This is a genomic window from Pseudomonas sp. RAC1 (assembly GCF_030658255.1).
GTDB lineage: Bacteria > Pseudomonadota > Gammaproteobacteria > Pseudomonadales > Pseudomonadaceae > Aquipseudomonas > Aquipseudomonas boreofloridensis.
The window spans coordinates 54,739-81,278 of sequence record NZ_JAUTXS020000031.1; the positions used below are offsets into that span (position 1 = coordinate 54,739).

A 26,540-nucleotide genomic window follows, 5' to 3' on the forward strand; every position below is an offset into this window, starting at 1 on the left:
AGCCCCGCAGCCATTGAGGTTGCGGGGCTTTTTTCATGCCTGCGGATTGTCCATTCCCGCTGCATTTGGGGCAGATTTGGAATAGGCTCGCACCTACCCCCACCTAGTGCTGTTTTTTGTTGCCCCCCGAGGGCCTCAATAGACCTCCAAAGCCGGGCATCTCCGGATGCATCTCGATCTGCCATCGCCTCAAAAGCGGTGAATGAGCCGAAGTTCGCGGAGTACAATGCTCAAAATACTGGTTGAGTATACAGTGTTGGTGTGGCATGGTTCCCTCCATCAGCGACAGGTCTGAGGTGGGTGGAACCTCGTCACCCCTGATTTTAGCCAGAAGACCTCGAGTCTCGAGCCATCGCCCATGAGCGCCATACGCCCAATACAGAGGCCTGAACTTAAATCAGCTCAGTAACGGAGTTTAAAATGGAAAAGGCAAACTCGGCGTCTCAAACCATGCAAGATCTTTGGACTCAAGTAGAACCGGTGGCTAACACCGGCATGCTTAGGCGCGTAGTTTTTGCGGATGGCAAGTTTTATGCGGCGGGTGGCAACGGTCTTCCCACAACCACTCAGATTATCAGCGGAAACGCGACTGGTACGGTATGGACCAAGCTCAAGGGCGCCGTCACGTCTGATAGCGGAAAGGTTATCAACGAGCTGTACTGGAACGGTATTGGGACAACGCTTCAAGCCCTTTCTCAATCCGGCAATGTGAGCTGGGGCAGCACAGCGCGCCCTTTGAGGGATTGGACAGACCTTACGGCAACTGTACGCGCGTCCGGAGACTTGTATGGCATTGTGTATTATCCGCCCATATTGGGAACCAACGCGACCTGGATATTGGTTGGGTCTAACGGTAAAGTCTTTTCCCGTTATGGCGATTGGTCAGGCCAGGTGGAGCGCACCACGACTTTCACTTCTAGCGAGACTGTGTACTGCGTCAATGTCATTGGCGATTTTGTGTTGATTGCGGGATCGAGTGGGAAGCTGCTTAGCGCTACTAAGATGCCGACGAGTAATGTGCAATCATTCTCGAGCAGAACCAGTACCTTCGGCACTAGCACCATCCTTTCCATGAAGCTTTGCAATGGGAGAATGTTTATTGTTGGCGCGGATGGCAAGATGGCATATTCCGCTAACGGGAATTACTGGACTGCTGTTGAAGACACCAGTTTCGGTGGAACCATCATCCGCGACATTGCTTACGGTAATGGCAAGTATGTAGCTGTCGGCGACGGCGGCAAGACAGCCGTTTCCGAGGATGGGATCGGCTGGGTTCAGCAAGCCAACACTTTCGCAGGAACAGATGTCCGGAGCGTTGCTTACGGCAACGGCAATTTTGTCGCTGTTGGTGCTAGCGGCAAGATTGCTTACTGGACTCCGTGATCCTCTATCTCCTTGGGTAATAGAGCCCAGCCGTCGCGCTGGGCTTTTTCACTTCTGATTCAGGCTCGCCACAGCCTGGGTGAAACTTCGAAGGGCTGGACGCGGGGCGGGACTGGTTCAGTTGGGTGCCAGCGCTGCAAGCCCATTAGCGGACAGGCAGGGAGTTTCAGCATTTGCTGACACTTCGCGGTCAGTCCCTATAAATTAGCTGGCTGTCGACAGGCACTATACCTTTAACGCCGCCACCACCAACTTCCACCCACGTCTGTTGCTCGCCACTATAGTGGCTGCTTGTCTTGGTGAAAACCTGTTCGGGCGTTGTACGGGTCTGAATTCGATTCCATGCATAGAAGCCACCACTTCCATAGGAAGATGGACCTATTCCATGATCTGGCTGACCAAAGTTTCAAAAGCTTTACTGGCAGGTTGGCCAACCAATTTTTGTGCAGCGACCTGTACCTGATTTTCGCTCGCAGGTTGAGAACCGACACCGCCGTAAAGCGCAACACAACTGAATACGATATTGCTGACTTTAGATGGCGTCATAGGGCTGCTCCCAGTTTCTGATCCCGCTGTGAATCGTGCCGAGGTGCTAAGCGCATACTCTTGACGCAAGTTTTAGTCAAGCGTCCGTGTTGTTCTATTCAACGCTAATCCTGTGGTGGACCGGGAGTTTGCGGAAAAACCCCGGAGCTCGAACTTTAGTGTATCGTGTGATCGGAGATCGAGTCGGTTCGACGGTGGACCCATCGGGTGATCCATTCTTGCGAAAACTCAACAGCTGACGCGTTCGTGAGAGGGATATCAGGCATTGATTATAAATGGAGTTGCTGTGTTGAAAGCATGCGGTGTTTATGGACTTGGAATCTGCTTGGCAGGGATGGGTGCAATGGCCAAGGCCGAGGAGCGCCCACTGCATTGTGGCTCGGCAGCTACGATTACCAAGATTGATGGTGTCCTGGTAGTGCAGACATCAGACGGGCAGAAGTTGACTTCAGTAGGCGAACATTTCCGCTACCTCCCCGAACGCGTGCTAAGGATCGAACGTCAATTCAACGATGGTTCAACCCTTTATATAAACGTCGCGCCGTCCGAATTAGCCTTCCAAAAGGCCGGCGGACCGATTGAGAAGTGTACAGGCTCTTGATGAGGCTTGTGTAAGCGTATGAGGGAGTCCCCGTAACGCTGCCCTCTATCGCATTGCTTTGGCGCAATGGGGGCTGTCTATCAAGGCTGAGCAGCATTTGCGCCTTTCAAATCTTCTTGCGTGCAAGCCACTGATTGACCGGCTTGCAGTCGTATACCGAAGCCTCGAAGACGCCCCCATACCATTCCACCCTATCGTCATGGTCAGGATGAGCAGGATTGGCCATGGCGTCGAGGAAGTCTTCATAGCCAGGCGCTCCACCGACATCTTCCGGTGGGCAAGCATTCTCTCCCTCGATGCAATAATGCTCCTGAGGTGCCGAGATCATCGGCAAGCGCTTTTCAACCGTGATTCGGTGTTCCCAGCTATCACCGAAATCGTAAAGATACCCAAACCTCTTTTTGCCCTGTAGGGCATTGACCAGTGTCTTGCGCGTTTCTGAGTTCACCGGCGCCCCCCAATCATCGGAGCTGGGAGTGCCATATTTTTCACCAGCAATATCGAATTCGTGCAGATGGCTGTCAGTCCAGCCCATCACGGCTTGGATCACCCGGTGCAGTTTGCCCAACGTGATGGTTTCAGGAACCAGAAAGCGACGCCAGATCGTAGGCTCGATGTCGTTCAGTTCGATGTGCAGTAGCAGAAGTTCAGCCGGAGCTTTCGGTCGCCTTGCGGTGGCATCCATTGATCTAGCAGCCTTGTCATCATGAGTGTGGGTGATAAGAGTACGCTCCTGATCGCCATGATCAACCGTTGAGCTTCGCATCTCGCCGCTTATCTGGCGGCGCATGCCTACCCCTCCGGCAGCTCCACACCGCAAATGAACGTATCACTCCCAAGCTGATGCGAACCATATTCCACCACGTAGCCAGTGCCTCGCCGCTGCGCCTCTGCCTGGGCGGTTGACCGATCGGCGTACACGTCAACGAAATGCCAGGGATGTCGGTCCTTCAGCACCCCCCACCCCAGTACACATCCCTTTCTGGCAGGATCGGCAGGTAGGTTTCTTGCCAGGCTGCGAATACTCATGGTGCAGTCCTCTGAGTTCAATAGCATCAGTAAAAGTGGCTTTTGCCGATTGATCAAGCGCACGGGGCATACCAGGGGCTGCGACGAGCCAACACAGTTCTCAGCGGAAATCCCTCATTGCACGATTCATCGGCGTTGCGCATGCTCGGGCTCGTTGGTCAATCAATCGATGAAGGTGGAACATGTCCGATCACGCGCAAGTCAGTAAGGCCCCCAGACCTGATCCTGCGGAGAAAAACGCCTTTTTCCCGTCCGACTACTCCCTGCAGCAATTCACCTCGCCCACGTCGGACCTCAACGGCGCCAACTATCCAGCACCCTATACCGGGACAAAGAGAATTCTCATGATTGGCGCCGACGAGCGCTATTTGCTGACCGATAACGGTAGTTTCTTCTCCACGGGCAATCATCCGGTAGAAACCCTGTTACCGATGTATCACCTTGATGCCGCCGGTTTCGCGTTCGATATCGCGACCGTTTCCGGCAATCCGGTGAAGTTCGAGTTCTGGGCCATGCCAGGCGAAGATCAGGCAGTGGCAGGCTTTTTCGACAAGTACCACGGTCAATTCCAGCAACCCCAGCGTCTGGCTGACGTGCTGGCGGCGGGCCTGGACACGTAAGCGGCCATCTTCATTCCTGGGGGGCACGGTGCGCTGATCGGTATTCCCGAAAGCGCCGAGGTGGGTGAGGTGCTGAAGTGGGCCGCCGCACATGAGCGCTTCGTTATCTCGCTGTGTCATGGGCCGGCAGGGTTCCTCGCCGTGGGTGAGAGCGACCTGTACCGCGGCTACAAGATCTGTGCGTTTCCCGATGCACTTGATGCGAAAACGCCGGAAATCGGCTATATGCCCGGCCATTTGACCTGGAAGTTTGGCGAACGACTCAAGTCGCTAGGCTTCGAGATCGTCAATGACGATATCAGCGGAGCCGTCCATCGCGACCGCACCCTGATTACCGGCGACAGTCCGCTCGCGGGAAACAATCTGGGCAAACTGGCGGCTGAGGTCCTGCTCAAGGAAGTGACGGCGTAGTGTCCAGCGCTAGCGCCCTGGAGGCGGTGTTACGCTGCGCGGCGACCGTCGAGGTCGCCGAGTCGCTCGATCAGGTCCGTGACGACGTTCGACGCTTCTGTGCGGGCCTGGGTTATGACCGCTTCATGCTGTTTTCGACGTCGGCTGGGCAGAGCGAGCCGGTGGAGCGTATCTATTGGCTGGAAGGGGACTGGTTCGGGACGGGTGAGGCGGTTGACGCCAAGACCTACATGCAGCGCTGCCCGGTAACGCGCCATGTTGTGACTGCACGCGAGCCGTTTTTCTGGACCAAGACACGGCACGCGGCCGACGGTGAACTGTATCGAATCGTGACCACGCCCCGCGGCCCCGGCATCCATGGGCTGCAAGTGCCATTGTTCGGGCCCTTGGGGTTGGAAGGCGCGATGAGCTCGGGGGGCGCGAGCATCGACGCCAGCGTCCAAGCGCGCTGGGCCGTGAAGGTCGTGGCCGAGGCCGCGTTTCTGGCCGCGCGTCGATTGCTGGCACCACCCCCGGAGGTCGCGCCGGGTCAGTTATCCACGCGTGAGCGCGAGGTGTTGGCCTGGATTGCTGCAGGGCGGCGACAGGGCGATATCGCGGCGACCTTGGCGCTGTCTGAGCGCACGGTGGAAAACCACCTTAGGCGTATCCGCAAACGGCTCGAAGTCAAGACCACGGCCGAGGCGATACGCATCGCTATACGTAATGGCGAAATCGATGCCTGACACAGCGCGGTCTCAGTCGCAGCAACTGGAGCCAGAGTCACCGCCGCTGTCGCTGGAACTGCCGCCGTCGCCGGACGAATGCGTGCTGTGGTCCGACCCGTAGCAGTGGTTGTTGGAGCGATCGGAGGTCGAACAATCCGATGATTGCAGGCTGTGCAGCGTGCCGAGTGTACCCAGGGTGATCATCGGATCAACCCCCTGGCCCTGTCGAACACCCTCCAGGCCTGCGTTGCGGGTTGGGCTGTTCCGTCTGCGTTTGAATAACCGAGTCAAGAAGTTGAACATGTCCATCCTTGTACGCCTGCCAAGGCGGCGTTGTTTGATGTGGCGGCAGTTGGCGTTGAGTCTTTACATGCTTGCACTTCGATGCGATTTGCCCGCGCCAGCCGGAGGATACTATCGCCTAAAGTAAGCGAGTCGCATGAGTTGACGCGCAATCAGCGAAGTAGTTCTCGAATGACGGCCATTCATAGGGCCATGCGCGGTCCGATCCTGTTTGGGGTATGGCCGGGAGGCTGACTTCGAACTGCCGCCGCTGACGTTGAACACGCTCGAGTTGGACGCGCTGATACTGGGCGTGGAAATGCTCATGGCGGCTGCGAAGTGCTTTCCCGGCCTGATGGATTACCACGCTTAAGCGCCGCTGGGCGATGACCGCGTGTTCGTGGATCTAACGATGTGGGAAAGTCTTGAATATGCCCAAGACGTGGCAAAAGCGTTCAGTGAAGGTGATGCACGATTCGCTGAGTACGCGCACGCCATCGAAGACCTGACATTCATGAACCACTTCGCCGTGTCCTGACCACGTTTGCGCGGCCGGTGTCTGCGCTGTTGCCGGCCGCTCCCCGGTCATTATCGAGAACGCGCGCTGGGTCTGGAAAAAATCCGAACGTAGCGGCTTCCCCGGTATCCAAGCCAACATGGCCAAGATTACCGATGGCGCTGAAGTTTCCTGCACAGTGATCGTGCGTGTGGGAAGTTGCCGAAGCCGCCTTTAGTGTGAGGAAAGCGCAGTGCCCAACAGCGATCTCAGAGTTGACAATCGATTCACTGCCGAGGTCCTTGGTCATCCCAAGGACATCTTCTTCGCGGCGGTTGAAAGCACCCGCATGCCGATGATCGTTACCGATCCCAATCAACCCGATAACCCGATCATCTTTGCCAACCACGCCTTTCAGGAAATGACGGGTTATGGGCTGGAGGAACTGCTGGGCAGCAACTGCCGGTTTCTCCAAGGCAAGGACACCGACCCGGAGGTGGTTGCCGCCATTCGCCAGGCAGTCGAGCAGCGTTACGATTTTTCCACCGAAGTGCTCAACTACCGTAAGGATGGCAGTTCGTTCTGGAATGCACTGTTCATTTCTCCGATCTACAACGACGCCGGTAAACTGACCTACTTCTTCGCCTCGCAACTGGATGTCAGCAGGCGCCGGGATGTCGAGGAGGCGCTGCGGCAGTCGCAGAAGATGGAGGCGCTGGGGCAACTGACCGGTGGCATCGCCCACGACTTCAACAACTTGCTTCAAGTGATTGGCGGCTACGTTTCGCTGTCCAAGGCGGCGGCCGAGAAGGACCAACCCGATTTCGCCAAGATCGTGAGAAACCTCACTTATGCCAGCAACGCCGTGGACAAGGCCAATACCTTGACTCGGCAGTTGCTGGCGTTCTCTCGAAAGCAATCGCTTCAGGGGCGGGTGATCAATATCAATCAGATCGTCACCGACGCGAAGGTGCTGATCAACCAGACATTGGGGGATGGGGTCAACGTCACGCTGGACCTGGATCCGAATCTGCACAATTGCCGTATCGACCCCGCCCAGGCACAGATCGCCTTGCTCAATGTGGTCATCAATGCCAGGGATGCGATGGCGGGGGATGACGATCCCGCTTTGAACATCGAGACCCGCAATGTGATCGTCACCCCGGACGCGCGCGCCTCTTACGAGGGCTTGCTGGCGGGTAGTTATGTCTGCATGGCCGTGACCGACAACGGCGGTGGAATGTCGGAACTGGTACGCGATCGGGCCATGGACCCGTTCTTCACTACCAAGGATGAAGGCAAGGGCACCGGCCTCGGCCTGTCCATGGTCTACGGGTTCGCCAAGCAGTCGGGCGGGGCGGTGAAGATCTACTCCGAAGAACACGTGGGTACCACACTGCGTTTCTACTTCCCCGCCGACGCCAGCGAGCTCCAGCCCATCGAGCAGCGCTCGGCCAGCTACGCCAAAGCAGGGCACGAGCGCATCCTCATCGTCGAGGACCGTCTGGACGTCGCCGAGCTGGCCCAGGTGATCCTGCAGGAGCATGGCTACAAGACCCTGGTGGCCAAGGATGCCCAGCAAGCGCTGGAACTCTTCGAGGGCGATGACGCATTCGACCTGCTGTTTACCGACCTGATCATGCCAGGCGGCATCAATGGCGTGACCCTGGCGCGCAGGGTGCAGTCGCAGCGACCCGCCATCAAGGTGCTGTTGACCACCGGTTACGCCAAGAGCTCCATCGAGCGCACCGATATCGGTGGGGCGGAGTTCGAGGTCATTTCCAAGCCTTACCTGCCACAGGAACTGGCGCGCAAGGTGCGTCAGGTGCTGGATTCTCCAGGCGGGGTGTGAGGATGAGCTTGAACTGCATCTGCGCGAGGATGCCCAACCTTTGACAGCCACGGAGCACTGCACATGACCGATCAGCAGCAAGACCCCAAGCAGGACCAGGTACCCGCTCACTCCACTGAGGCGGAGAGGGCGCGACTGAAGGACAAGCATAAGGACGCCATCCCGCCAGGGGCGGAATGAAGCCGCGTAGTTGAACGTGGCAAGCCTCAGGCTCGCCAGCACCCCCCTCGAATCGAGGCCCTGTTCAGGGCCTCAGTCAATTTCAGCGTCTGGATCACAGTGCCGTCGGCGTTCGATCCCTGGCCATCGATCAGTTACCATCACGTCGCAGGCACTCAAAAAGTGCTTTGATTTCAATTTGATGGCGCTGAGACCGCCGTCGCCGGCGACAGGATCCATGTTTTGACCCACCCCGTGCAAAATCCGGTGCTGCAGTACCTGGCGCGTCTGGCGCCGTCCAGCCAGATGACCCTGCGTTACATCCTTCAGGATGCCGCCGACCGCCTGGGCTTTGCCGATCACGATATCGCCACGGTGCCTTGGCACGGGCTCGAGGCGGGCCACATCATTGCGCTGGTGGCGGCGCTGCGTACCGATGGCTATGCCCCTAATACGTCATCGCTGTACGTCAACGCTGTGCGCGGGGTGATGAACGAGGCCTGGCGCCAGGGACTGATCGACCACGAACACCTGCTGCGCATTCGCGAGGTCAAGCCCGCCAGTGGCACGCGCCTGCCGCCAGGACGCAACCTGAAGCGCAGCTTGATTCGCGAACTGATGGACGTCTGTGCTGCCGACCCGCGACCGCAGGGCGTGCGCGATGCGGCCATCATCGCCTTGCTGTACGGCACCGGCATGCGCAAGTCCGAGTCGGTCGATATCGACCTGGCCGATGTCGACTTCCAGGAGCGCAGCCTGCGGGTCGTGGGCAAGGGCAATCGGCAGTTGATCAAATATGCCCCGCCGTGGGCGTTCGAGAAGCTTGGCGCCTGGCTGGCGTTGCGTCGTGAGCACCTGCCGACCGGCGTGACGGACGACAGCTTCCTGTTCAACCGCATCCGTCGTGGCAATCACATAACTCGGGCACGTATCACCAAGCACGCCATCTACTACATCGCTCGGCAGCGCGGCGCGCAGGTGGGCGTGAAGATCATGCCACACGATTTTCGGCGTGCATTCATCACGCGGGTGATCGAGGAGCATGACCTGTCCATTGCCCAGAAGCTGGCGCACCACGTCAACATTCAACCACCGCAGGCTACGACCGCCGCGACGACAACGAGCGGCGGCGGGCGGTTGAGCGATTTGATTACTGAGTTCGCGGCAGAGAAGTGTCAGCGGGCGAGTGTGGAGGGCAGGAGGTTTTCTTCCAGGCTGAAGCGGTAGCTCACATCGATGTCGTCCGTGGGACGCTGGCAGTGCGTGCGCCTGAGCACGAACTCGAATGCTGGCTCATAGAAGTCCTCTCTCAACACTGCACCGGCCAGCACCTCCACGTGATACCAGCCGTTGTCCAGTTCGATGATCGGACGGCCAGGCACTTGATAGCGGGCCAATAGATCGCCCAGGGTCTTGTGGGTGAAATGCTGCAGGATGCGCCAGGTGAACAGCATCAAGGTGCGATGTTCAACCTGCAGTACATAACCCGCGCGGCGGTGTGCGACGCGATTGCCCGGTTCCAGCAGGGCGGGGATGGGTTCGTCCAGGCTGAAGATGATGCGGTAGGGCAGGTTGTCGACCCCCGCCATGGGCACGACCACGCCTTCGAGCACCGCACGATCGCCACTGTCGCCGGAGGTGAACGCGCGCGCCAGATCGTCCGGCAGGTCGTTCTCCTCCTTGAAACGCGCCAGACGCTGAATGTCGGCGAGCAGGAAATAGTCGATCAGATCGTTGAGCACTTCGCTGAATTCGTGGCGCATCGGTTCGGCTCCTTGGGCGCGGCGTCAATGACGCTGGCTGAGCTGGATCAGGTTGCCGCAGGTGTCGTCGAACAGCGCCACGGTCGTTGACCCGGTCACAGTGGGCGGCTGGGCGAACTGCACGCCACTGGCGCACAAGCGCGTGTACTCGGCCTGGATATCCCGCACCGCGAAGGAGGTGGCGGGAATGCCCTCGGCCTTGAGCGCAGCCTTGTAAGCCTGGGCGGCGGGGTGGGTATCCGGCTCAAGCAGCAGTTCCACTCCGTTCGGATCGTTCGGCGACGTCAAGGTGAGCCGGCGGTGCCGGCCCATGGGGATGTCGTCCTTGGGCTGGAAACCCAGTATGTAGTGGTAGAAGGCCAGGGCCTTGGCCTGGTCGTCGACAAGGATGCGGGTGACCACGATCTTCATAGGCGGCTTCGCTGCTGAGGGGCATAGCCCTAAGTAAAGACGCTGCGCTGCATTTGACCAGCCTTCACTGCGGCGAGCCGAACACGCCGGTCCAGTAGATGCCGGCATCGCTCTTCGGATCCACCGCATAGGCCGCGCCCAGGTCACGGTAGTCGGGGTTCATCAGGGTAGCGCAGTGGCCAGGGCTGGCCAGCCAGCCATCGACCACCTTGCGCGGCGTGTCGCGCCCTGCGGCGATGTTCTCGCCAATCTGCTGGTACAGATAACCCGCAAGTTCTGCGCGATCGCCAGGGGTACGCCCGTCGTGGTCGATATGGTCGAAGAAGTTCTGGTTGGCCATGGCGCGGGTGTGATTGGCCGCGACATCGGCCAGGGTGGCATTCCAGTTCAAGGGCTGCGCTGCGGCGAAGGGCTGGCCGCCGCACTGGCGCGGCAGCTTGCGCGCGGCATTGACTTCCTGCAGCAATTTTTGACCCTCGGCCTGCCAGTCACCGAGGCGACCGCTGAGCAGCGGGCGCGCCAGCACGATGCGCCAGTCGCGGCCTTCCTGGCTGACACCGATATCGACGAACTGCGGATCGAGCACCACCTGGCAGAAACTCTCCTCGATGGCGCCCATGGCCGCTTTTGCGTCCCGTGGCCCAGACAGGCTGATGGCCTGGACGTTGACCATGGGGTAGGCGGCGCGCGTCATGGCCTGCTGCAGGTCGCGGGTGCCTTCCGGCGACAGGGCCAGGCGGGTGTCACTGTTGAGCGGCGGCAGCTCGAGCGACGCCTCGCCACCGCAACGTTGGGTCTGGCTGCGGTAGAGGTTGATCGCTTCGATCAGTTGCGCTTCATCGCCGCTCGACGCCTGGACGTTGATCGGGTTCAGCAAACCCAGCGACAGGGCGCCAAGGCAGGCGAGGGATGACAGGACGCGCATCAAGAATCTCCCTATGACTGGCAGTGGCCTGGTGGGGGCGCTGCCCATCCTACACAAGCCACCGGTTTTTGGCCTGGCTTGTGTGTTGCGGTGAGCCATCGGTAACCCGATGGCGGCAAAAGAGGCAGTAGACAGGCGGCGCGCGAAAAAGTGCGATTTGTTGGAAATAATTCGCAACATCGATTATAAACGCGACTCACTTGCAATAATGCTGGCCAGGAAGGCTCTTCAATCACCTATTCAGGAGCCTTTCATGGCCTACACCTGTCCGATGCGTCCGACCTTGATCGCGCTTTGCTGTTCCGTCGGTCTGAGCGCCCAAGCGGCGGACGGCCCCCTCGTACTTGACGCCACTGCCGTCAATGCCGACGCCTTCAAACCGGCCTCCAGCCCTTTGCCTGAAACGTTCGCCGGTGGGCAAGTGGCCCGGGGCGGGCAGATGGGCGTGCTGGGTAATCAGGACATGATGGACGTGCCGTTCACCCTGACCAGCTATACCGCGCAACTGATCGAGGATCAGCAGGCCGAAGACATCGGCGATGTGCTGCTCAACGACCCCTCGGTGCGCCAGTCCTTTGGTTTCGGCAATCAGTCGCAGGTCTTCGTGATCCGCGGGCTGCCGCTCAGCGGCGACGATGTGGCCTTCAATGGCTTGTATGGCGTACTGCCCAGGCAAATGATTTCAACCGATGCGGTAGAGCGGGTGGAACTGTTCAAAGGGCCCAACGCTTTTCTCAACGGCGCCAGCCCCACCGGCACGGGGCTGGGTGGCAACGTCAACCTGCAGCCCAAGCGCGCTGACGACATCCCGACCCGCCGCTACACCCAGGACATCACCACTGACGGGCGTATTGGCGAGCATCTGGACATTGGCCAGCGCTTTGGCGAAGACAACCGTTTCGGTGCACGCTTGAACCTGTCCCAGCGCGAGGGCGACACGGCGGTCGACGATCAGAATCAGCGCAGCAAGCTGTTCGTTGCAGGCCTGGACTACCGCGGCAATCAACTGCGTGTCTCGAGCGACTTCGGCTACCAGAAGCAGCGCGTCAACCACTTGCGTAACTCCGTGCGACTGGGCGCGGGTGTCACGGATATCCCGCATGCGCCCAGTGCTGACCACAACTATGGCCAGGACTGGTCCTGGACCGAGACCGAAGATACCTTCGGCATGCTGCGTGGCGACTACGACTTCAACGAGCATTGGAGCGGTTACCTGGCTGGCGGCATCAAGCACACCCGCGAAACCGGCTTCTACGGCACGCCCGTGCTGACCAACGCCGCCACCGGCGCTGCGACCATCGCCGGTTCGCAAATTCCACACAATGAAGACAACGCGAGTTTCATGACCGGGCTCAACGGTCGCTTCCAGACCGGCCCGGTCAGCCACCAATTAAACCTGGGCGCGGCGAGCATCTGGACCGAACAGGAAAATGCCTACGTTTTCTACAAGTCTCAGCCGACCAATATCTACGACACCTTGCCGGTTCCGCGTCCTGCCAGCGTGAGCGCGAGCGCGGGCCTCCTGAGCGACCCGGGAGTCACGGGCAAGACGCGCAACCGCAGCGTGGCCCTGTCCGATACGCTCGGTCTGTTCGACGACACCTTGCTGCTCACCGCTGGCCTTCGTCGTCAGCAACTGCGGGTAGAGGGCTACGCCTATCGCGGCACGGGCGTCGACGGGGGGCGCACCGCGTTCTATGACGAGGCGGTCACCACACCGGTATATGGCATCGTCTACAAGCTCACGCCAGCACTGTCGCTGTACGCCAACAGTATCCAGGGCTTGGCCCAGGGCGCCACGGCCAGTGGCGAAGTGGTCAACGTCGGCCAGGTATTCCCGCCGGCCAAGACCAAGCAGGTCGAGGCCGGCATCAAACTCGACCAGCAGCGCTATGGCGCCAACCTGGCGGTCTATCGTATCGAGCGGCCCACTGACGGCTACCGCGAAGGCAACGTCTTCGTGCAGGACGGCCAGCAGATCAACAAAGGCGTCGAACTCAGCGTGTTCGGTGAGCCGCTTCAGGGGCTGCGTCTCATGGCGGGCGGCACACGCATGGACACCGAGCTCAAGAACACCCAGAACGGCAGCAACGATGGCAATCATGCCGTGGGTGTGCCGACGTTCCAGCTCAATGCCAGCGTCGATTGGGACGTTCCCGGTCTTCCCGGCGTAGCGCTCAATGCGCGCATGCTGCGCACGGGTGGGCAGTACGCCAACCCGGCCAATACCCTCAGCCTGCCGACCTGGAATCGCTTCGACCTAGGCGCACGCTACCGCTTCAAGGTTCAGGACAAAGACATCACCCTGCGCATGAACGTGGAGAACGTGGCCGACAAGTCATACTGGGCGTCGGCCAACGGCGGCTACCTGACCCAGGGCGATCCACGCCTGGTCAAGTTCTCCGGCACGGTCGACTTCTGACGTTGACGTGTCAGCGAGCCGGGCTCAGCGTGCCAGCGCTGTGCTGGGGCGGTAAAAGAAGAAATGACGGGTCTGGGCGGTGCGCCGATACGTCTTCGCCCAGCTCGGTCGCACGTGGCGGTCGTGGAAAAACAGCGCGCCGGCGGTGCTGTCCGGCAGTTGCTGGTTGAGCGCCTTGCGCGCGATTTCCTTGGCGATGTCATAGCGCGGCGGCTCCTCGACTTGATCCGGACGCCCGTCGCACCACCAGGAAAACTGGCAACTGCGGTTTTCCACACCCTGCTTGACGACGCCGCAGATGGAGTCGGGGAAGCCCGGTTTGCCCAGGCGATTGAGCACCACATTGGCGACGCCGCGCATGTCCTTTTCGTCGACGCCCTTGGCTTCCCAGTAAAGGGTTCGTGCCAGACAGGTGATGCTGTCGTCCAGCGGCGCCTGGCCGGCCGGGTCGACGGCCTTGACCTCGGCAGCGGTGATCTTTTCCGGGGGCTTGGGCGGTGGCGCGTCGTCGATCACCTTCTGCTCGAGCGCCTGGGCCTTGTCTTCGGCGATGGCGGCTGTGTTGCTGTCGGCGGCGTGCACCTGTGTGAAGGGTAGGGCGATGAGCAGGCTGAACGCAATCCACCGGTGGCGCATGATCGGATGTCCGTGTGACTGGGATCCGAGCATTCTAACCACGCGGCTTCAACCCAGGGTAAGGCTCAGCATCAACGGCAACGTCACGGCCGCCGCCACGGTCTGCAAGGCGATGATGGTCGCCATCAGCGGCGCATTGCCGCCCATCTGCCGGGCCATTACGTAGGAGGACGATGCCGTCGGCAGCGCCTGGAACAGCACCGCCACCACGGCCGCCTGACCGCCGAGCCCGAGCAGGCGACACAGGCCGAAAGTGGTCAGCGGCATGACCAGGAACTTGAAGACCGAGGCGACCGCCAGCGGCTTGACCTGCTGGCCCATGCGCGCGCCGCCCAATGCCGCGCCCACGCACAGCAGTCCAAGGGGCAGTGCCGCCTGGCCCAAGGCCTTGATCGTTGGTTCCAATCCGGCGGGCAAGCCGATGCCGGTGACGCGCAGCAACAGACCCCCGGCACAGCCGATGATCAGCGGGTTGGCGAAGATTGCCTTGAACACCGTGAACGGCGAGCTGTGCCGGGCGCTGAAGCGGGCGAACACCAGCACGCAGAGCAAGTTGACCAGCGGCACGATCGAGGCATTGGCCACTGCCGCCAGGGCGATGCCGGCGCTGCCATAGATACCCGCCGCCAGCGTCGCGCCGATGTAATTGTTGAAGCGGACTCCGCCTTGGAATACCGAGGTGAAGTCGGCGCCATCGTGCTGCGCCAGTCCTTGGTAGAGCACCAGCAGCACGCCGCCGACGAGGGTCGAGAGCATCAGCACGGCGACCATGCCCAGCACGGGTACGCCATCCAGATTGGCGGTGGCCAGGCCATGCAGGAACAGCGAAGGCAGCAGCACGTAGTAGCTCAATCGCTCGGCGCCTGGCCAGAAGCTGTCGGCGAGAAAGCCGCGTACGCGCAGCACGGTGCCTAGGGCGATGAGCAGGATGATGGGCACGAGCGTGGTGAGTAGCAGGGGCAGCATGAGCACGGATCCGAGGTCGGGTACCGGCACAGAGTACTCAGCCGCGCGGGCGGAGGAAACGCGTGTTTGCGCTCAGTAGACCCACACCTCCACCCGGCGATTGCGCAGGCGTCCGTGTTCCTGCTCGTTTCCGGCCACGGGCAGCTCATCGCCCATGCCTAGCACATCCTTCACCTGCACCCCGTCGCGCGCCAGTTCGCGGCGCACCGCCATGGCCCGCAGGCGTGAGAGCAGGGCGGCGCGACCAGGGGTTTCCTTAGGGTCGCTGAAGCCGACCAGTACCGCCTGGTCCTGCAGCTTGCCGACTTGACGCAGGTAATCGCCCAGGCGTTGTACATCGCGCAGCGCTTTGTTATCCAGGCTGGCGCTGCCCTCCTGAAAGCGGAAATTGACACTCAGGCGCTGCGCTTCGTTCGCCAGGGCGCGATACGGCGCGGGCATCCGTGGCTGCGCGGCGATGGTCAGTGGCGTGATGCCTTGGGAGACGAAACCCTGGGCGGCGACGATCGCCTGACCGGTTGGGCTCTGGCTGAACTCGGCAAGGGCCTTGGCGGGTGCGCTGGGGTTTGTGGGCAAATAGAAGAACAGCCTTCGCGACAGTGGATAGTCTTCGCTGGCCACGTTGGCCGAGGTGGGCAGCAGGGCCGGCGCGTCGCCCTCGGCGATTGCCAGCGCTTTGCCTTCGTGCACGGTGGTCAGGCTGCTGAAGCCGATGGCCGCCGGATCGGCCTTGACCTGTGCCGCCAAGGTTTCGCCGGATTCGAAGCGGGCGGCCTGGGGTGACAGCTCCTGGCCCTGCGGGCGCAGTACCAGGGTGCGAAAGGTGTCGAAGGTGCCGGAGCGATCGTCGCGCGCGTACAGGTGGATTGGGCCAGCGTGCCCGCCCAATTGCTCCCAGCGCTGGATCTGCCCGGAGAAGACCTTGGCCAGTTCGGCGATGGTCAATGCCTGCAAAGGGTTATCGGGATGCACGACCACGGCCACGCCATCGAGGCCGATCACCTGCTCGCTGGAGGCGCTGCGCAGGTCGCCCAGGTGCGCCAGCTCGCGGGCCTCCTCGTCGCTGATCGGTCGCGAGGCGGCCGCTAGATCGGCCTCGCCCTGGGCCAGGGCGCTGAAACCGGTGCGGGTGCCGTGGGCAGCGATACTGATCCGCAGGGGCGCGCCGTGGGCATTAATGGCGCTGACCTCGACCTCGTTGGCCTGCCCGCCAGACTGGCTGCGGATAGCCTGTGCGCCTTGGCCTTGCAGGAATCCGCGCACCAGCGCCGGTGCCAGCGCTGCGCCAATGGTGTTCGAGCCTTGAATACTCAGCCAGGCCGGCTCTGCGCGGACCAGCAGGGGTAGCAGGCAGAGCAGCAGGGCGAGTGGGCGACGCATGCCGGAGTCCTTGGGCATAGGAATGTCCGGCAGATTACGACAGGCGTGTGACTGAAAAGTGACGGCGCCCGTGCGCGCTAGTGCGCCGGCGGCTCGATCAGTTCGGCCGGTGCCTGCCTGGCCTTGCCCCGTGCGATCCAGTAATACAGCAGACTCGGCACCACCAGGCCGATCAGCCAGGACACGTCGACCCCGCCCAGGTGCGCGACCATGGGACCTGTGTAGAGCTTGGTGTCGATGAAAGGCATCTGGATCAGCACGCCGAGGCTGTACACGCCGATGCCTGGCCAGTTCCAGCGGCCGTAGCGCCCGTTCGGGTCGGCCAGCGCCGGGATGTCGTAGCGTTCGCGGGTGATGAAGTAGTAGTCCACCAGGTTCACCGCGCTCCATGGCACGAAGAAGGTCAGCAGGAACAGGATGAACGACTTGAACGCGGTGAGAAACGCATGTTGGCCCAGCAACGCCACCAGCGTCGCCGCGCCGACGATGCCGAGCACGAACAGCAGGCGCTGGCCCCGGCTGATCTGCACGCTGCCGCGAAAGCCGCTGATGATGGTGGCGATACACATGAAGCTGCCATAGCTGTTGAGGGTGGAAATGGTCACTTTGCCGAAGGCGATGGCGAAATACAGCAACGCCGCCGTACCGCCGGCACCGCCCAGGCCGACGATGTACGCCACCTCGTGCCCGGAGAACTGGCTGCCGGCGATGGCGGCGGCGAATACCCCCAGCACCATCGACGCCTGTGCGCCGATCACCGAGCCCAAGCCGGCGGCGAAGAAGGTCTTCAGCGCCGAGGTACTGCGTGGCAGGTAACGGGAGTAGTCGGCGACATACGGACCGAAGGCGATCTGCCAGGAGGCGGCCAGCGACACCGCCAGCAGAAACGAGGCCCAACTGAAATGACGGTTGTCCAGCAACTGGCCGATGTCGGCGAGCATGAGGATGCGGCTGAACAGATAAACGAACGCGATGATGCCCAGCACGCTGGCCACGCGGCCGATCCAATGGATCACTCGGTAGCCGGCAAGGGTGGCCAGAACGATGACGCCAGCGAAGATCAGGATGCCGAGGCTGTCGCTGACGCCGAGCAACTGGCCGATGGCCTGGCCCGATAGCACGGTGCCCGTGGCGGTGAAACCCAGGTACATCAGGCACACCAGCAGCATGGGAATGGCCGCGCCATAGACCCCGAACTGCACGCGGCTGGAGATCATCTGCGGCAGTCCCAAGCGCGGGCCTTGGGCGGCGTGCAGGGCCATCACCGTGCCGCCGATGAGCTGGCCCAGCAGCAGGCCGATCAGCGACCAGAACACATCGCCACCCAGCACCACGGCCAGTGCGCCGGTGACGATGGCCGTGATCTGCAGGTTGGCGCCCAGCCACAGGGTGAACTGGCTGTAGACGCGTCCGTGGCGTTCGGCGGGAGGGATGTAGTCGATCGAGCGGCGCTCGATTACAGGCGTGCTGGACATGCTGGACTCCGCGTGGTTGTTGTTATGGGCGGGTGAGGCAATGCATGTCATATGAGCATGTATATACAAGATGGTCAATCCGTTCGCGTGACCCAACTTTCGGCGTGCAGAAGAGGCGAGTCGGGATCGGTCAGGCCCGCGGCGCGTGTCGTCACAGCCTACTGTTGTGCAACCCTCGGCGTTAACTGTGCTGGTCGCTGCAAAGGGAATAGCCTTATGCTGTAACGAAATATGTCTATAAAAGCCTGAACAAGGAACCGTGCAATGCCAGTCAAGGACCTACTGATCGCTCTGGTGGTCATCATCGCCTGGGGCGTCAACTTCGTGGTGATCAAGGTCGGACTCGACGGCTTGCCGCCCATGTTGCTGGGGGCCTTGCGCTTCCTGCTCGTGGCCTTTCCCGCCGTATTGTTTATCAAACGACCCAAGCTGCCGTGGCGCTGGCTGATCGCCTATGGCGCCACCATCTCTCTAGGGCAGTTCGCCTTCCTGTTCCAGGCCATGTACAGCGGCATGCCCCCAGGTCTGGCGTCACTGGTCCTGCAATCGCAGGCCTTCTTCACCTTGGGCTTCGCCGCGCTGTTTCTCGGTGAGCGGCTGCGACCTGCCAGCGTGCTCGGGCTACTGGTCGCGGCGTGCGGGCTGGCGCTGATCGGCAGTGAGGACAGCGGCCATGTTCCGTTGCTGGCGCTGCTGCTGACCCTGTGCGCGGGCGCCATGTGGGGCATGGGCAACATCATCACGCGGCGATTCGGCTCGGTCGATCTGGTGGCGCTGGTGATCTGGGGCGGACTGATTCCGCCACTGCCGTTCCTGGCCCTGTCCTGGTGGCTTGAAGGTCCTGAGCGCATGGGGCATGCGCTGGCCAATATCGGCATGAGTTCGGTGTTGGCGCTGCTATACCTGGCGTTGGTGGCCACCATGCTCGGTTACAGCCTGTGGAGCACATTGCTGTCGCGTCATCCGGCAGGCAAGGTGGCACCGTTCTCGCTGCTGGTGCCGGTGATTGGCCTGAGTTCCTCGGCATGGCTGCTGGGCGAACGCTTGAGCGGCGTCCAAGGCTGGGGCGCGTTGTTGGTGATGGCGGGGCTGCTGATCAACGTGTTCGGACCGCGTGTGGTCCAGCGCCTACGGGCGGTGAATGCCCAGTAAACCTGTGGGCGTCATGGATGACGCGCTAAGTAGCGGCAATGTGCCACTTGTCGGGCAAATCCCATTTGCCCCGGCGGTTAGCGTTTCACCGGCTAGCCTCAACTCGCGCGCTGCGCTCTTACAGGTCAGTGAATGGCCGGCGCCGCTTAACTTTTAGCCGAACGGTACGTGTATCTCCTGATGTCTTGATCCGGCGCAGTGGAACGGCGGCTAACGCTCGCCGTAGAGGCGTCACTGTGGTTTTCTGACGCGGCATTTGGGAAAAGGAGGATGGACTTCCATGAGAGTCAGGGATGAGACCTATTGGAAATGGGCGGATAGCCAACTGCACAGTCGCTGCCATGACGAAGAGTTGAGCGACGGCACCAGCATCGACGTGCAGGTTCGTCTGTCGCGGCTTGGCGCCACTCAGTTGTTCTTGGGCGTGTATGCCCAAGGCGGCAAGGCGTTGTGCGAGGAGTATCACCGCTCATTGCCCGGCCAGACCATGACCCGTGCGCTGGTGTGGGGTGTGGACCGCGCCCGAGCCTTGGCCACCGGCGCTCTGGTGACACCGCCCTTGGCGCGACGCCAGGCATGAAAAAGCCCGGCCTTATGGGCCGGGCTCAAACAGTGGCGAGCCACTCAGTCGAGTGGGTCGATCACCTTGACGGCCTGCTGCTCACGGGCGGCAGGCCATTCCTGTTGCAGGGTCATCAGCACACGCTCGACAAAACCGGTATCGGCTGCGGCCTTCTTGCCGACGTAGCCTTGGCCGCGGCGGTAGACCTTGAAGCGGGCGCACATGCTGTCAGGCATGTGCCGGTCGGATTCGGCCTCGACAGTGTTGGCCGGCAGACGATCGAGGCGAACCTCGCCGGTCTGGCTGACCCACAGCAGGTGGTCGTCGTGGCTGTCCTTTCGCGCTGCGAACAGCCGGGCCAATTGGTCGATCGTCGGATTGTTGTTCAGGTTCATCATAAAGCCCCCATTTCCCATTCGTTGGTGATTTTCACAGTTGGCGCTACCACGATGTAGCGCACTACCTAGGCTGCTACAGCAGCATCGCAACAGGGGCTTTCTCACGCTGCCTTTTGGACAGATTCCCTCTCCACGAACGGCCTGCGTTACCGCGCAGGCCGTCTGGAACACCCTTGCCACCGCTCCCGATCAGGGAGACGGCCTCATCATGCCCAAGGCTGAAGAATGTCGTCAATGGTTTTGTAGTGAAAATTTTCAGGCACTACATATTGTCGGACAATCCTGATCAAAAAGGTGGCTATGGCTTCAGTGCGAGACCAGGGCGAGGATCGCGTGGGCCGCGCGAACCCGGTCGTCGTTGGGGTAGTTACGGTTGGCGAGCAGGGCGATCGCCACGTTCTTCGACGGCACGAACGCCACATAGGCACCGAAGCCGTTGGTGGCTCCGGTCTTGTTGTACCAGTACGCTGCGCCGTCCGGTTGCGCAGGCTGCAGCCGTCGAGTGACTTGAGGCTCCCGGATCATTTGCGCGGCATTGCCCTGGATCAGCGTGTCGAGCTTGACCGGGTAGGGGTAGCGTTCCCAGCCCAGGCCCTGGGTCATCTCGCCCACCTGGTAATAGCCGCCGTGGGTGATGCCGATCGCCTGGCTGAGCGCCGCGGGCAAGCCCTTTGGGTCCAGTTCGGCGCGCAGGTAGCGCAGCATGTCGCTGGCACTGGTCTTGATGCCGTAGGCCTGGTCGGCGAACGGACCGGGGCCGACGCGCACCGGCCGCATCTGCGCGTCGTAGCCTTGGGCGTACTGCTCGCGGGCGCTGGTGGGTACCTGCAGGTAGGTGTGCTTCAGGCCCAGGGCTGGCAGCAAGGTCTGGGTCATCAGGTCAGCGAAGGGCCGCTGCTGCGCGCGCGCCGCCAAGTCGCCGAACAGGCCCAGGCTCGGATTCGAATAGCAGCGCCGGGTTTCAGGCGTGGTTTTCTGTTGCCAGTGTTGCAGGAAGTTCAGGGCCTGCTCGTCAGTGGTGACCTCGTCGGGAAACTGCAGAGGCAGGCAGTCGGCGCTGTAGGCGCCCAGGGCTCGCACGCTGGCCTTGCCCAGAGCGGTCCCGGCCAGTGCGGGCTGATAGCGGCTGGCGGGAGCGTCCAAGTCGAGCCGGCCTTCGGCACTGGCCAGGGCAACCAAGGTGGCAGTGTACGTTTTGCTCACCGACCCGACCTCGAACAGGGTGTCTGGGGTGACCGCACGCTTGTGCGCCTGATCGGCCAGGCCATAACTGAAATACCGCTCCTGGCCGTTGGCGTAGACCGCTACCACCATGCCGGGTATGTGCTGCGCCTGCATCAGCGGCTGGATGACGGCGTCCACCTGGCGTTGCAGGTCGTCGGCCAGTACCGGCGCGCAGGCAGCGGTCATGGCCAGGGCCAGAACAGAGGGTCGCAAGCTTAGCATTGTCAAGATCCTTGCATCGAAGCGGGCCGATGTCCGTTCAGCGACACCGGCGGGAGTTCCGGCGTTAGCGCCGAGCGAGCGCAGACCTTATCGTCGAGCCTTGCACCATGACAAGACGGATGCCCCATGAAGTACCTGCGCATGCTTTTCGACAAATTCACCCTGACGTTGCTGACGGTGGTCCTGATCGCCACCTTCCTGCCGTGCTCGGGCCAAGGGGCGGTGATCTTCGGTTGGTTGACCAACCTGGCCATCGGCCTGCTGTTTTTCCTGCACGGCGCCAAGCTGTCGCGCGAAGCGATCGTCGCCGGGGCTGGCCACTGGCGCCTGCACTTGCTGGTGTTTTCATGCACCTTCGTGATGTTCCCGCTGCTGGGCCTGGCGCTCAAGCCCCTGTTCGTGCCCTTGGTGGGCAATGAGTTGTACCTGGGCCTGTTGTACCTGTGCGCACTGCCGGCGACTGTGCAATCGGCCATTGCCTTCACCTCGCTGGCGCGCGGCAACGTGCCTGCGGCGATCTGCAGTGCGGCAGCGTCGAGCCTGCTGGGCATCTTCCTGACCCCGCTGCTGGTGATGCTGCTGCTCGGCGCCGATGGCGATACCGGCTCGGGCCTGGATGCCGTACTGAAGATCACCCTGCAATTGCTGGTGCCGTTCGTGGCCGGACAGATCGCTCGACGCTGGATCGGTGCCTGGGTCAAGAGGAATGCACGCTGGCTGAAGCTGGTCGACCAGGGTTCGATCCTGCTGGTGGTCTACACCGCGTTCAGCGAGGGCGTGGTCACCGGGTTGTGGAACACCGTATCGCCGCAGCACCTGGCGGGCCTGTTCGCCGCCTGCGGTGTGCTGCTGGCCGTTGTGCTCATTGCCACTCGGCTGCTCGGGCGGATTCTTGGCTTCAGCCTCGAAGACCGTATCACGATCCTGTTTGCGGGTTCCAAGAAGAGCCTGGCCACTGGCGTACCCATGGCTCAGGTGCTGTTCGTCGGCAGTGGGATCGGCGCGATGATCCTGCCGCTGATGCTGTTCCACCAGATCCAACTGATGGTGTGTGCGGTGCTGGCCCAACGGTACGCCGCGCGAGAAGAGGTCGTGCAAGAGGCGCCGGCGGCCTCCTGAGCGACAGCGCTTGCACGCGTTACACCAATGCGCGCTCCAAGGCGCCGGCCAGCAGCCGCTCGACCAGCACGACGCCCTGCGGCTCGGGCACGCCCCGGTCCTGAAGGACGCCGGGCAACTGGTTCAGCAGGCTGCTGAGCATATGCCCAGCCACTGCTTGTATCTCGCTACGCTGGCGCGCGCCGGGTGCGACCAGTTGCACCAGGCCGCGCTCGTATTCCTGACGCAGTGCCTTCAGGTGCATCTGTTGCGCTGGGCTCAGGCAGCAGAAGTCGCGTTCGGCCAGGCGCAGTTGCAACGGCCGTTCGGCCTGCAATTGCCAGTGGGCGGCGATCAACTGGGGCAGCGCCGGCTTGCCGCCGGCCTGGGCGCGACGACCCTGATCGAGTGTGGCCAACAGCTCCTCGTAAAGCTCTTCGATCAAGTCGTACAGCAGATCCTGCTTGCTCGGGAAATGGTGATACAGCGAGCCCGCCGTCAGGCCTACATGGGCGGCCAGTTCGCGCATGCTGACCTGGCCGAAACCCTTTTCGGCGAACAGCGCCATCGCTCGCTCGCGGCGTTCCTCGAAGTGCACGCAACGCCCGTCGGCATCTGCCGATGCAGCGACCCTCACAGGCAACTGCCCGGTGCACGAGCAGGGCGGCAGCCGCCTCTGCCGTAGGCGAGCAGGCATACCTGTGCAGGGTGTAACGGATGAATGGCGGCGAATGCTGTGCGGCTCATGACGGGCTCCGATTGCCAAGGCGTGTCGCCGCCCTGCTCGGTGAGCAGGGGCGACGCTGCCCAGGGGATCGAGTCTAGGCAAGGTTCGGCCCCGCGCCTATGTCGAAAGCGGCCAGTCCTTCTGGCCTTTTTGGCCACTGCACAGCGGGCACTTCGGGCGGGTCGATCCTGCTCAGGCCGGCACCATGGCGAACCCCACACCGAAGCGATTCCAGGCATTGATGCTGGCGATCGCCAAGGTCAGGTTGACCACTTCAGCGGGCGTGAAATGCGCCAACAACGCCGCGTACTCGGCCTGTGGCGCGCCACGTTCGGGCAGGTGGGTCAGGCTTTCCAGCCAGGCCAGCGCCGCCCGCTCACGGGGGGTGAAGAAGCGTGTGTCCTGCCACACGCTGAGGGTCTGCAAGCGCGCTTCGCTTTCGCTAGCCTTGCGCGCATCGTTGGCATGTACGTTCACGCAGTACGCACAGCCGTTGACCTGCGAGGCGCGCAGGCGTACCAGCTCCAGCAGCGAATGCTCCAGGCCGCAACTGGCCAGTACTTTTTCCAGTCCAGCCATGGCCTTGTAGGCCTCGGGCGCGTGCTTGGCCCATTCGATTCGGTCGTGCATGAGGACGCTCCGGTCAGTGTGATTCAGGGGTGAACGTGGCCAGCGTACCCAGACACCTGAGGCTCACCGATAGCCAATGCGCACCTTTATCGGGAGGCCAATCTCGCGTGGCATTCGAGCCGCCACTGACCTGCATGCAATCTCTTCATTTCTGTTGCTGGCTGGCGGCTTGGATAATGGCCGGCCGTCGTCCCAGGAGCCGTGGCATGTCCAACCCCATCAACCTGAGAGGTGCCGCGAACCTGCTGCTGGTGATCCTCCTGGCTCTCAATCTGCGACCGATCCTGACCAGTATCGGGCCTTTGCTCGAACCCATGCGCCACGGCACCGGGCTGGGCTACCAACAAGCGGCCCTGCTCACGGCGCTGCCGGTGTTGTGCATGGGCTTGGTCCCACTGCTGCAACCCTGGCTGCGGCGTTGGCTCAGTGAGCACGGTGCGATGTTGCTGGGGCTGCTGGCCATCGCTGCCGCATGCCTGTGGCGCCTGTACCTGGACAGCGCGTGGGCGCTGGTGGGCAGTGCGCTGATCGCGGGCCTGGGCGTGGCCTTGGTGCAGGGCATGATGCCTGGCCTGGTCAGCCGCTGGTTCGCCAGCCGACTGGCCGTCTGCATGGGCCTGTACTCGGCGGCGTTGATGAGCGGCGGCGGCTTGGCGGCGGTGCTCGGGCCGGGTGTCAGCGCGTTGAGCGGACGTTGGCAAAGCGGCCTGGGTATCTGGGCGCTGCCTGCACTGTTGGCGGTGCTCGCCTGGTGCTGGCTGCGCCCGCGCCAGGCGCCGCAGACGCTGAACGAAGTCGGCGCAGGGCACTGGTTCGGCAATCGTCGGGCGTGGTTGCTGGCGCTGTACTTCGGTCTGATCAATGGCGGCTATACCAGCATGGTGGCCTGGCTGCCGGCGTTCCATCTGGAACAGGGCGGCTCGGCCCAGGGCGGTGGCGAGTTGGTGGGGGGGATGACGGTATTCCAGGTGCTCGGCGCGTTAGGTCTGCCGCTGCTGCTGCGGCATCTGTCTGACAGAAGACCTGGCCTGTGGCTGGCGCTGGGTATTCAACTGCTGGGCTTTGTCGGCCTGTTGCTGGCACCGGGTCAGGCCATGATGGCTTGGGTGGCGATGATCGGCCTGGGCTTGGGCGCGTGCTTCAGCCTGAGTCTGACGCTCACCCTCGAGCATCTGCGTGGCGCGCCCGAAGCGGGGAGTTTGGCGGCATTCGTGCAAGGTGTCGGGTTCATCGTCACGGGCACCGTGCCTTACCTGACCGGTTGGTTACGCGAGGCCACCGGGAGTTTCCAGGCGTCCTGGAGCCTGCTCGCGGTGACGGTGCTGGCGATGTTACTGGTCACCGCGCGCTTCGCGCCTGCGGGCTACGCCAGCGCCATGCGGCGTAGCGTTTCAAGCGCGCAGACTGCCACGGTCAACTGAGTGAGTGCAACGCGTCGCGAACCCGTTCCAGCGCCTGCTGAGCACCGTTGCACACCAGGACGTCGGCGGCTGTGCAGTGCACCCCGCGCGAAGGCAACTTGCTCGGCCAGGAGGCGCGTGGGCGGCAACTGCGTGCCGACGGCCAGGTGTCCACGCGCGATGGCTTCGTGTAATTGCTGGTGGAGCTGATCGGTCAGGCCTTTGCCGCCGATCAGGTGAATGTGCAGTTCCATGTCGTGTTCCGCAATGACGTGACGTGCCCGGGCCGGTCGTTCAGTGCTGGGTGGTGCGAGCGCGAGCAATCAATGGCACGCCTCATCCCTCAGTGCACCTGTTTGCGTAGGGCCGCGCACGCCTGTGCTTGCAGTTCGAGCTCGTCCAGCCGCTCGTTACGGGCCCGCTCGGCCTCGATCATCGCGGCGTCACCGTGCTGCTTGAGCAGGTAGGCATGAATTTGCCGCACTTCAAGCGTCTGGTAGATCGTGGCGGTGTCCAGTCGGCCGATCAGCGCGTCGCTGGCTCTGCCGCTGCTGCTCATCAGCACGTGTGCGGCCTGGGCACCGACCACTTGCAAACCCATGGCTTCGAACCAGGGCACCGTATGGGGCAAGGCGCTCATTTCCACGCAGGCGTAGCGACTGCGCAGGTCCGCCAGCAAACCGCGGGCGATGCCCTCGCGGCGATGGCTGGGCACCACCGCCAGGAAGGCCAGGGCGCAGGTGTGCGGGTCATCCTGGGCGGGCAGGGCAAGGGCGAAACCGAGCAGGCGGTCGGGCGCCTCGGCGTCCAACGCCAGGATCAGTTCCACGGCCAGACCGCGCTGACCGTCCAGCGCTTGCAGGTACTGGTGGACCTCCAGGCCCACGCTGTATTGGTACAGCGGGTACAGCGGGTTGTCGGCGGCGATGGCGACGCTGCTCAGCGCGCTGGCCTGCTCGATCACCAACTGGCGAATCTGGTTCTGGAAGGATTCGGGCGGCACGCCGTCGAGGCGGCTCAGGATGTACATCGGGGCAAGCTCCAGCGGTTGAAGGCATCCTGC

Annotated in this window: 25 protein-coding genes and 3 pseudogenes; 11 read left to right on the top strand and 17 right to left on the bottom strand. The window is 62.2% G+C overall.

Annotated elements, in window-relative coordinates:
- The first annotated feature begins 420 nt into the window (after positions 1-420).
- Positions 421-1,383 carry a hypothetical protein gene (locus Q7C30_RS10835; RefSeq protein WP_317871490.1) on the top strand — a complete coding sequence of 321 codons (963 nt, stop codon included), beginning with the start codon at positions 421-423 and terminating at the stop codon, positions 1,381-1,383.
- Between the two features lie 378 nt (positions 1,384-1,761).
- On the opposite strand, the gene Q7C30_RS10840 is transcribed toward Q7C30_RS10835, so the two are convergent.
- Positions 1,762-1,929, bottom strand: coding sequence for a hypothetical protein (locus Q7C30_RS10840; RefSeq protein ID WP_317871491.1), 168 nt, complete (start codon positions 1,927-1,929; stop codon positions 1,762-1,764).
- A gap of 343 nt (positions 1,930-2,272) precedes the next feature.
- Here Q7C30_RS10840 and Q7C30_RS10845 point away from each other — a divergent pair, with 343 nt between their 5' ends.
- Positions 2,273-2,530 carry a hypothetical protein gene (locus Q7C30_RS10845; RefSeq protein WP_295488111.1) on the top strand — a complete coding sequence of 86 codons (258 nt, stop codon included), beginning with the start codon at positions 2,273-2,275 and terminating at the stop codon, positions 2,528-2,530.
- 106 nt (positions 2,531-2,636) lie between these two features.
- On the opposite strand, the gene Q7C30_RS10850 is transcribed toward Q7C30_RS10845, so the two are convergent.
- Positions 2,637-3,215, bottom strand: coding sequence for a plasmid pRiA4b ORF-3 family protein (locus Q7C30_RS10850; RefSeq protein ID WP_317871570.1), 579 nt, complete (start codon positions 3,213-3,215; stop codon positions 2,637-2,639).
- A gap of 107 nt (positions 3,216-3,322) precedes the next feature.
- Positions 3,323-3,559 (bottom strand): hypothetical protein, encoded by a 237-nt coding sequence (locus tag Q7C30_RS10855; protein WP_317871492.1) that lies wholly within the window; start codon positions 3,557-3,559, stop codon positions 3,323-3,325.
- Between the two features lie 182 nt (positions 3,560-3,741).
- Between Q7C30_RS10855 and hchA the strand changes: the two are divergent.
- Positions 3,742-4,590 (top strand): annotated as a pseudogene (gene hchA / locus Q7C30_RS10860) (glyoxalase III HchA).
- Positions 4,590-5,315 (top strand): PA1136 family autoinducer-binding transcriptional regulator, encoded by a 726-nt coding sequence (locus Q7C30_RS10865; RefSeq protein ID WP_317871493.1) that lies wholly within the window; start codon positions 4,590-4,592, stop codon positions 5,313-5,315. The pseudogene hchA and the gene Q7C30_RS10865 overlap by 1 nt, the downstream one beginning before the upstream one ends.
- A 12-nt stretch (positions 5,316-5,327) precedes the next feature.
- Here the strand turns inward: Q7C30_RS10865 and Q7C30_RS10870 are convergent, their stop codons facing one another.
- Complete coding sequence (locus Q7C30_RS10870; protein WP_317871494.1) at positions 5,328-5,501, bottom strand: hypothetical protein; 174 nt, start codon at positions 5,499-5,501, stop codon at positions 5,328-5,330.
- Positions 5,502-6,328: 827 nt separating this feature from the next.
- Here Q7C30_RS10870 and Q7C30_RS10875 point away from each other — a divergent pair.
- Complete coding sequence (locus Q7C30_RS10875; RefSeq protein ID WP_317871495.1) at positions 6,329-7,927, top strand: histidine kinase famiy protein; 1,599 nt, start codon at positions 6,329-6,331, stop codon at positions 7,925-7,927.
- Between the two features lie 402 nt (positions 7,928-8,329).
- Positions 8,330-9,243 (top strand): annotated as a pseudogene (locus Q7C30_RS10880) (tyrosine-type recombinase/integrase).
- Positions 9,244-9,261: 18 nt separating this feature from the next.
- Here Q7C30_RS10880 and Q7C30_RS10885 read toward each other — a convergent pair.
- From Q7C30_RS10885 to Q7C30_RS10895, 3 genes are all read right to left on the bottom strand, one after another.
- Positions 9,262-9,849 (bottom strand): hypothetical protein, encoded by a 588-nt coding sequence (locus Q7C30_RS10885; protein ID WP_317871496.1) that lies wholly within the window; start codon positions 9,847-9,849, stop codon positions 9,262-9,264.
- A gap of 24 nt (positions 9,850-9,873) precedes the next feature.
- Positions 9,874-10,260, bottom strand: coding sequence for a VOC family protein (locus tag Q7C30_RS10890; protein ID WP_039577115.1), 387 nt, complete (start codon positions 10,258-10,260; stop codon positions 9,874-9,876).
- Positions 10,261-10,324: 64 nt separating this feature from the next.
- Complete coding sequence (locus Q7C30_RS10895; protein ID WP_039577118.1) at positions 10,325-11,185, bottom strand: CAP domain-containing protein; 861 nt, start codon at positions 11,183-11,185, stop codon at positions 10,325-10,327.
- Between the two features lie 253 nt (positions 11,186-11,438).
- On the opposite strand from Q7C30_RS10895, the gene Q7C30_RS10900 reads away from it, so the two are divergent.
- A complete protein-coding gene (locus tag Q7C30_RS10900) occupies positions 11,439-13,607 on the top strand; it encodes a TonB-dependent siderophore receptor (RefSeq protein WP_317871497.1) in 2,169 nt (722 codons plus the stop codon).
- Positions 13,608-13,631: 24 nt separating this feature from the next.
- On the opposite strand, the gene Q7C30_RS10905 is transcribed toward Q7C30_RS10900, so the two are convergent.
- The 4 genes from Q7C30_RS10905 to Q7C30_RS10920 all read right to left on the bottom strand — a co-directional run bounded on the left by Q7C30_RS10905 (position 13,632) and on the right by Q7C30_RS10920 (position 18,064).
- The gene (locus tag Q7C30_RS10905; RefSeq protein ID WP_317871498.1) at positions 13,632-14,243 is read right to left on the bottom strand and encodes a cell wall hydrolase; all 612 of its coding nucleotides are present in this window, start codon (positions 14,241-14,243) and stop codon (positions 13,632-13,634) included.
- Positions 14,244-14,291: 48 nt separating this feature from the next.
- On the bottom strand, positions 14,292-15,209 hold the full coding sequence (locus Q7C30_RS10910) for an AEC family transporter (RefSeq protein WP_317871499.1): 918 nt from the start codon (positions 15,207-15,209) through the stop codon (positions 14,292-14,294).
- A 72-nt stretch (positions 15,210-15,281) separates the two neighbouring features.
- Positions 15,282-16,589: a substrate-binding domain-containing protein gene (locus Q7C30_RS10915; protein WP_295488132.1), complete on the bottom strand. Its 1,308-nt coding sequence runs from the start codon at positions 16,587-16,589 to the stop codon at positions 15,282-15,284.
- Between the two features lie 77 nt (positions 16,590-16,666).
- A complete protein-coding gene (locus Q7C30_RS10920) occupies positions 16,667-18,064 on the bottom strand; it encodes a cytosine permease (RefSeq protein WP_317871500.1) in 1,398 nt (465 codons plus the stop codon).
- Positions 18,065-18,328: 264 nt separating this feature from the next.
- On the opposite strand from Q7C30_RS10920, the gene Q7C30_RS10925 reads away from it, so the two are divergent.
- Together Q7C30_RS10925 and Q7C30_RS10930 are read left to right on the top strand one after the other, a co-directional pair.
- Positions 18,329-19,216 carry an EamA family transporter gene (locus tag Q7C30_RS10925; protein WP_317871501.1) on the top strand — a complete coding sequence of 296 codons (888 nt, stop codon included), beginning with the start codon at positions 18,329-18,331 and terminating at the stop codon, positions 19,214-19,216.
- 280 nt (positions 19,217-19,496) lie between these two features.
- Positions 19,497-19,796, top strand: coding sequence for a hypothetical protein (locus Q7C30_RS10930; protein WP_029613269.1), 300 nt, complete (start codon positions 19,497-19,499; stop codon positions 19,794-19,796).
- Positions 19,797-19,840: 44 nt separating this feature from the next.
- On the opposite strand, the gene Q7C30_RS10935 is transcribed toward Q7C30_RS10930, so the two are convergent.
- Together Q7C30_RS10935 and ampC are read right to left on the bottom strand one after the other, a co-directional pair.
- Complete coding sequence (locus Q7C30_RS10935; protein WP_317871502.1) at positions 19,841-20,176, bottom strand: hypothetical protein; 336 nt, start codon at positions 20,174-20,176, stop codon at positions 19,841-19,843.
- A gap of 306 nt (positions 20,177-20,482) precedes the next feature.
- Entirely contained in the window at positions 20,483-21,622 is a 1,140-nt protein-coding gene (gene ampC / locus Q7C30_RS10940) for a class C beta-lactamase (protein WP_116888026.1), read from the bottom strand.
- A gap of 126 nt (positions 21,623-21,748) precedes the next feature.
- Between ampC and Q7C30_RS10945 the strand changes: the two genes are divergently transcribed.
- Positions 21,749-22,741, top strand: coding sequence for a bile acid:sodium symporter family protein (locus Q7C30_RS10945; RefSeq protein WP_317871503.1), 993 nt, complete (start codon positions 21,749-21,751; stop codon positions 22,739-22,741).
- Between the two features lie 19 nt (positions 22,742-22,760).
- Here the strand turns inward: Q7C30_RS10945 and Q7C30_RS10950 are convergent, their stop codons facing one another.
- Positions 22,761-23,288, bottom strand: coding sequence for a helix-turn-helix domain-containing protein (locus Q7C30_RS10950; protein WP_317871571.1), 528 nt, complete (start codon positions 23,286-23,288; stop codon positions 22,761-22,763).
- 351 nt (positions 23,289-23,639) lie between these two features.
- Positions 23,640-24,077, bottom strand: a complete 438-nt coding sequence (locus tag Q7C30_RS10955; protein ID WP_317871504.1) for a carboxymuconolactone decarboxylase family protein — start codon at positions 24,075-24,077, stop codon at positions 23,640-23,642.
- A 206-nt stretch (positions 24,078-24,283) separates the two neighbouring features.
- Here Q7C30_RS10955 and Q7C30_RS10960 point away from each other — a divergent pair, with 206 nt between their 5' ends.
- On the top strand, positions 24,284-25,498 hold the full coding sequence (locus Q7C30_RS10960) for a cyanate transporter (protein WP_317871505.1): 1,215 nt from the start codon (positions 24,284-24,286) through the stop codon (positions 25,496-25,498).
- 83 nt (positions 25,499-25,581) lie between these two features.
- Here the strand turns inward: Q7C30_RS10960 and Q7C30_RS10965 are convergent.
- Both Q7C30_RS10965 and Q7C30_RS10970 read right to left on the bottom strand, forming a co-directional pair.
- Positions 25,582-25,731, bottom strand: a pseudogene (locus Q7C30_RS10965) (PLP-dependent aminotransferase family protein); the annotation flags it as partial.
- 89 nt (positions 25,732-25,820) lie between these two features.
- Positions 25,821-26,507: a GNAT family N-acetyltransferase gene (locus tag Q7C30_RS10970; RefSeq protein WP_317871506.1), complete on the bottom strand. Its 687-nt coding sequence runs from the start codon at positions 26,505-26,507 to the stop codon at positions 25,821-25,823.
- Positions 26,508-26,540: the final 33 nt, after the last annotated feature.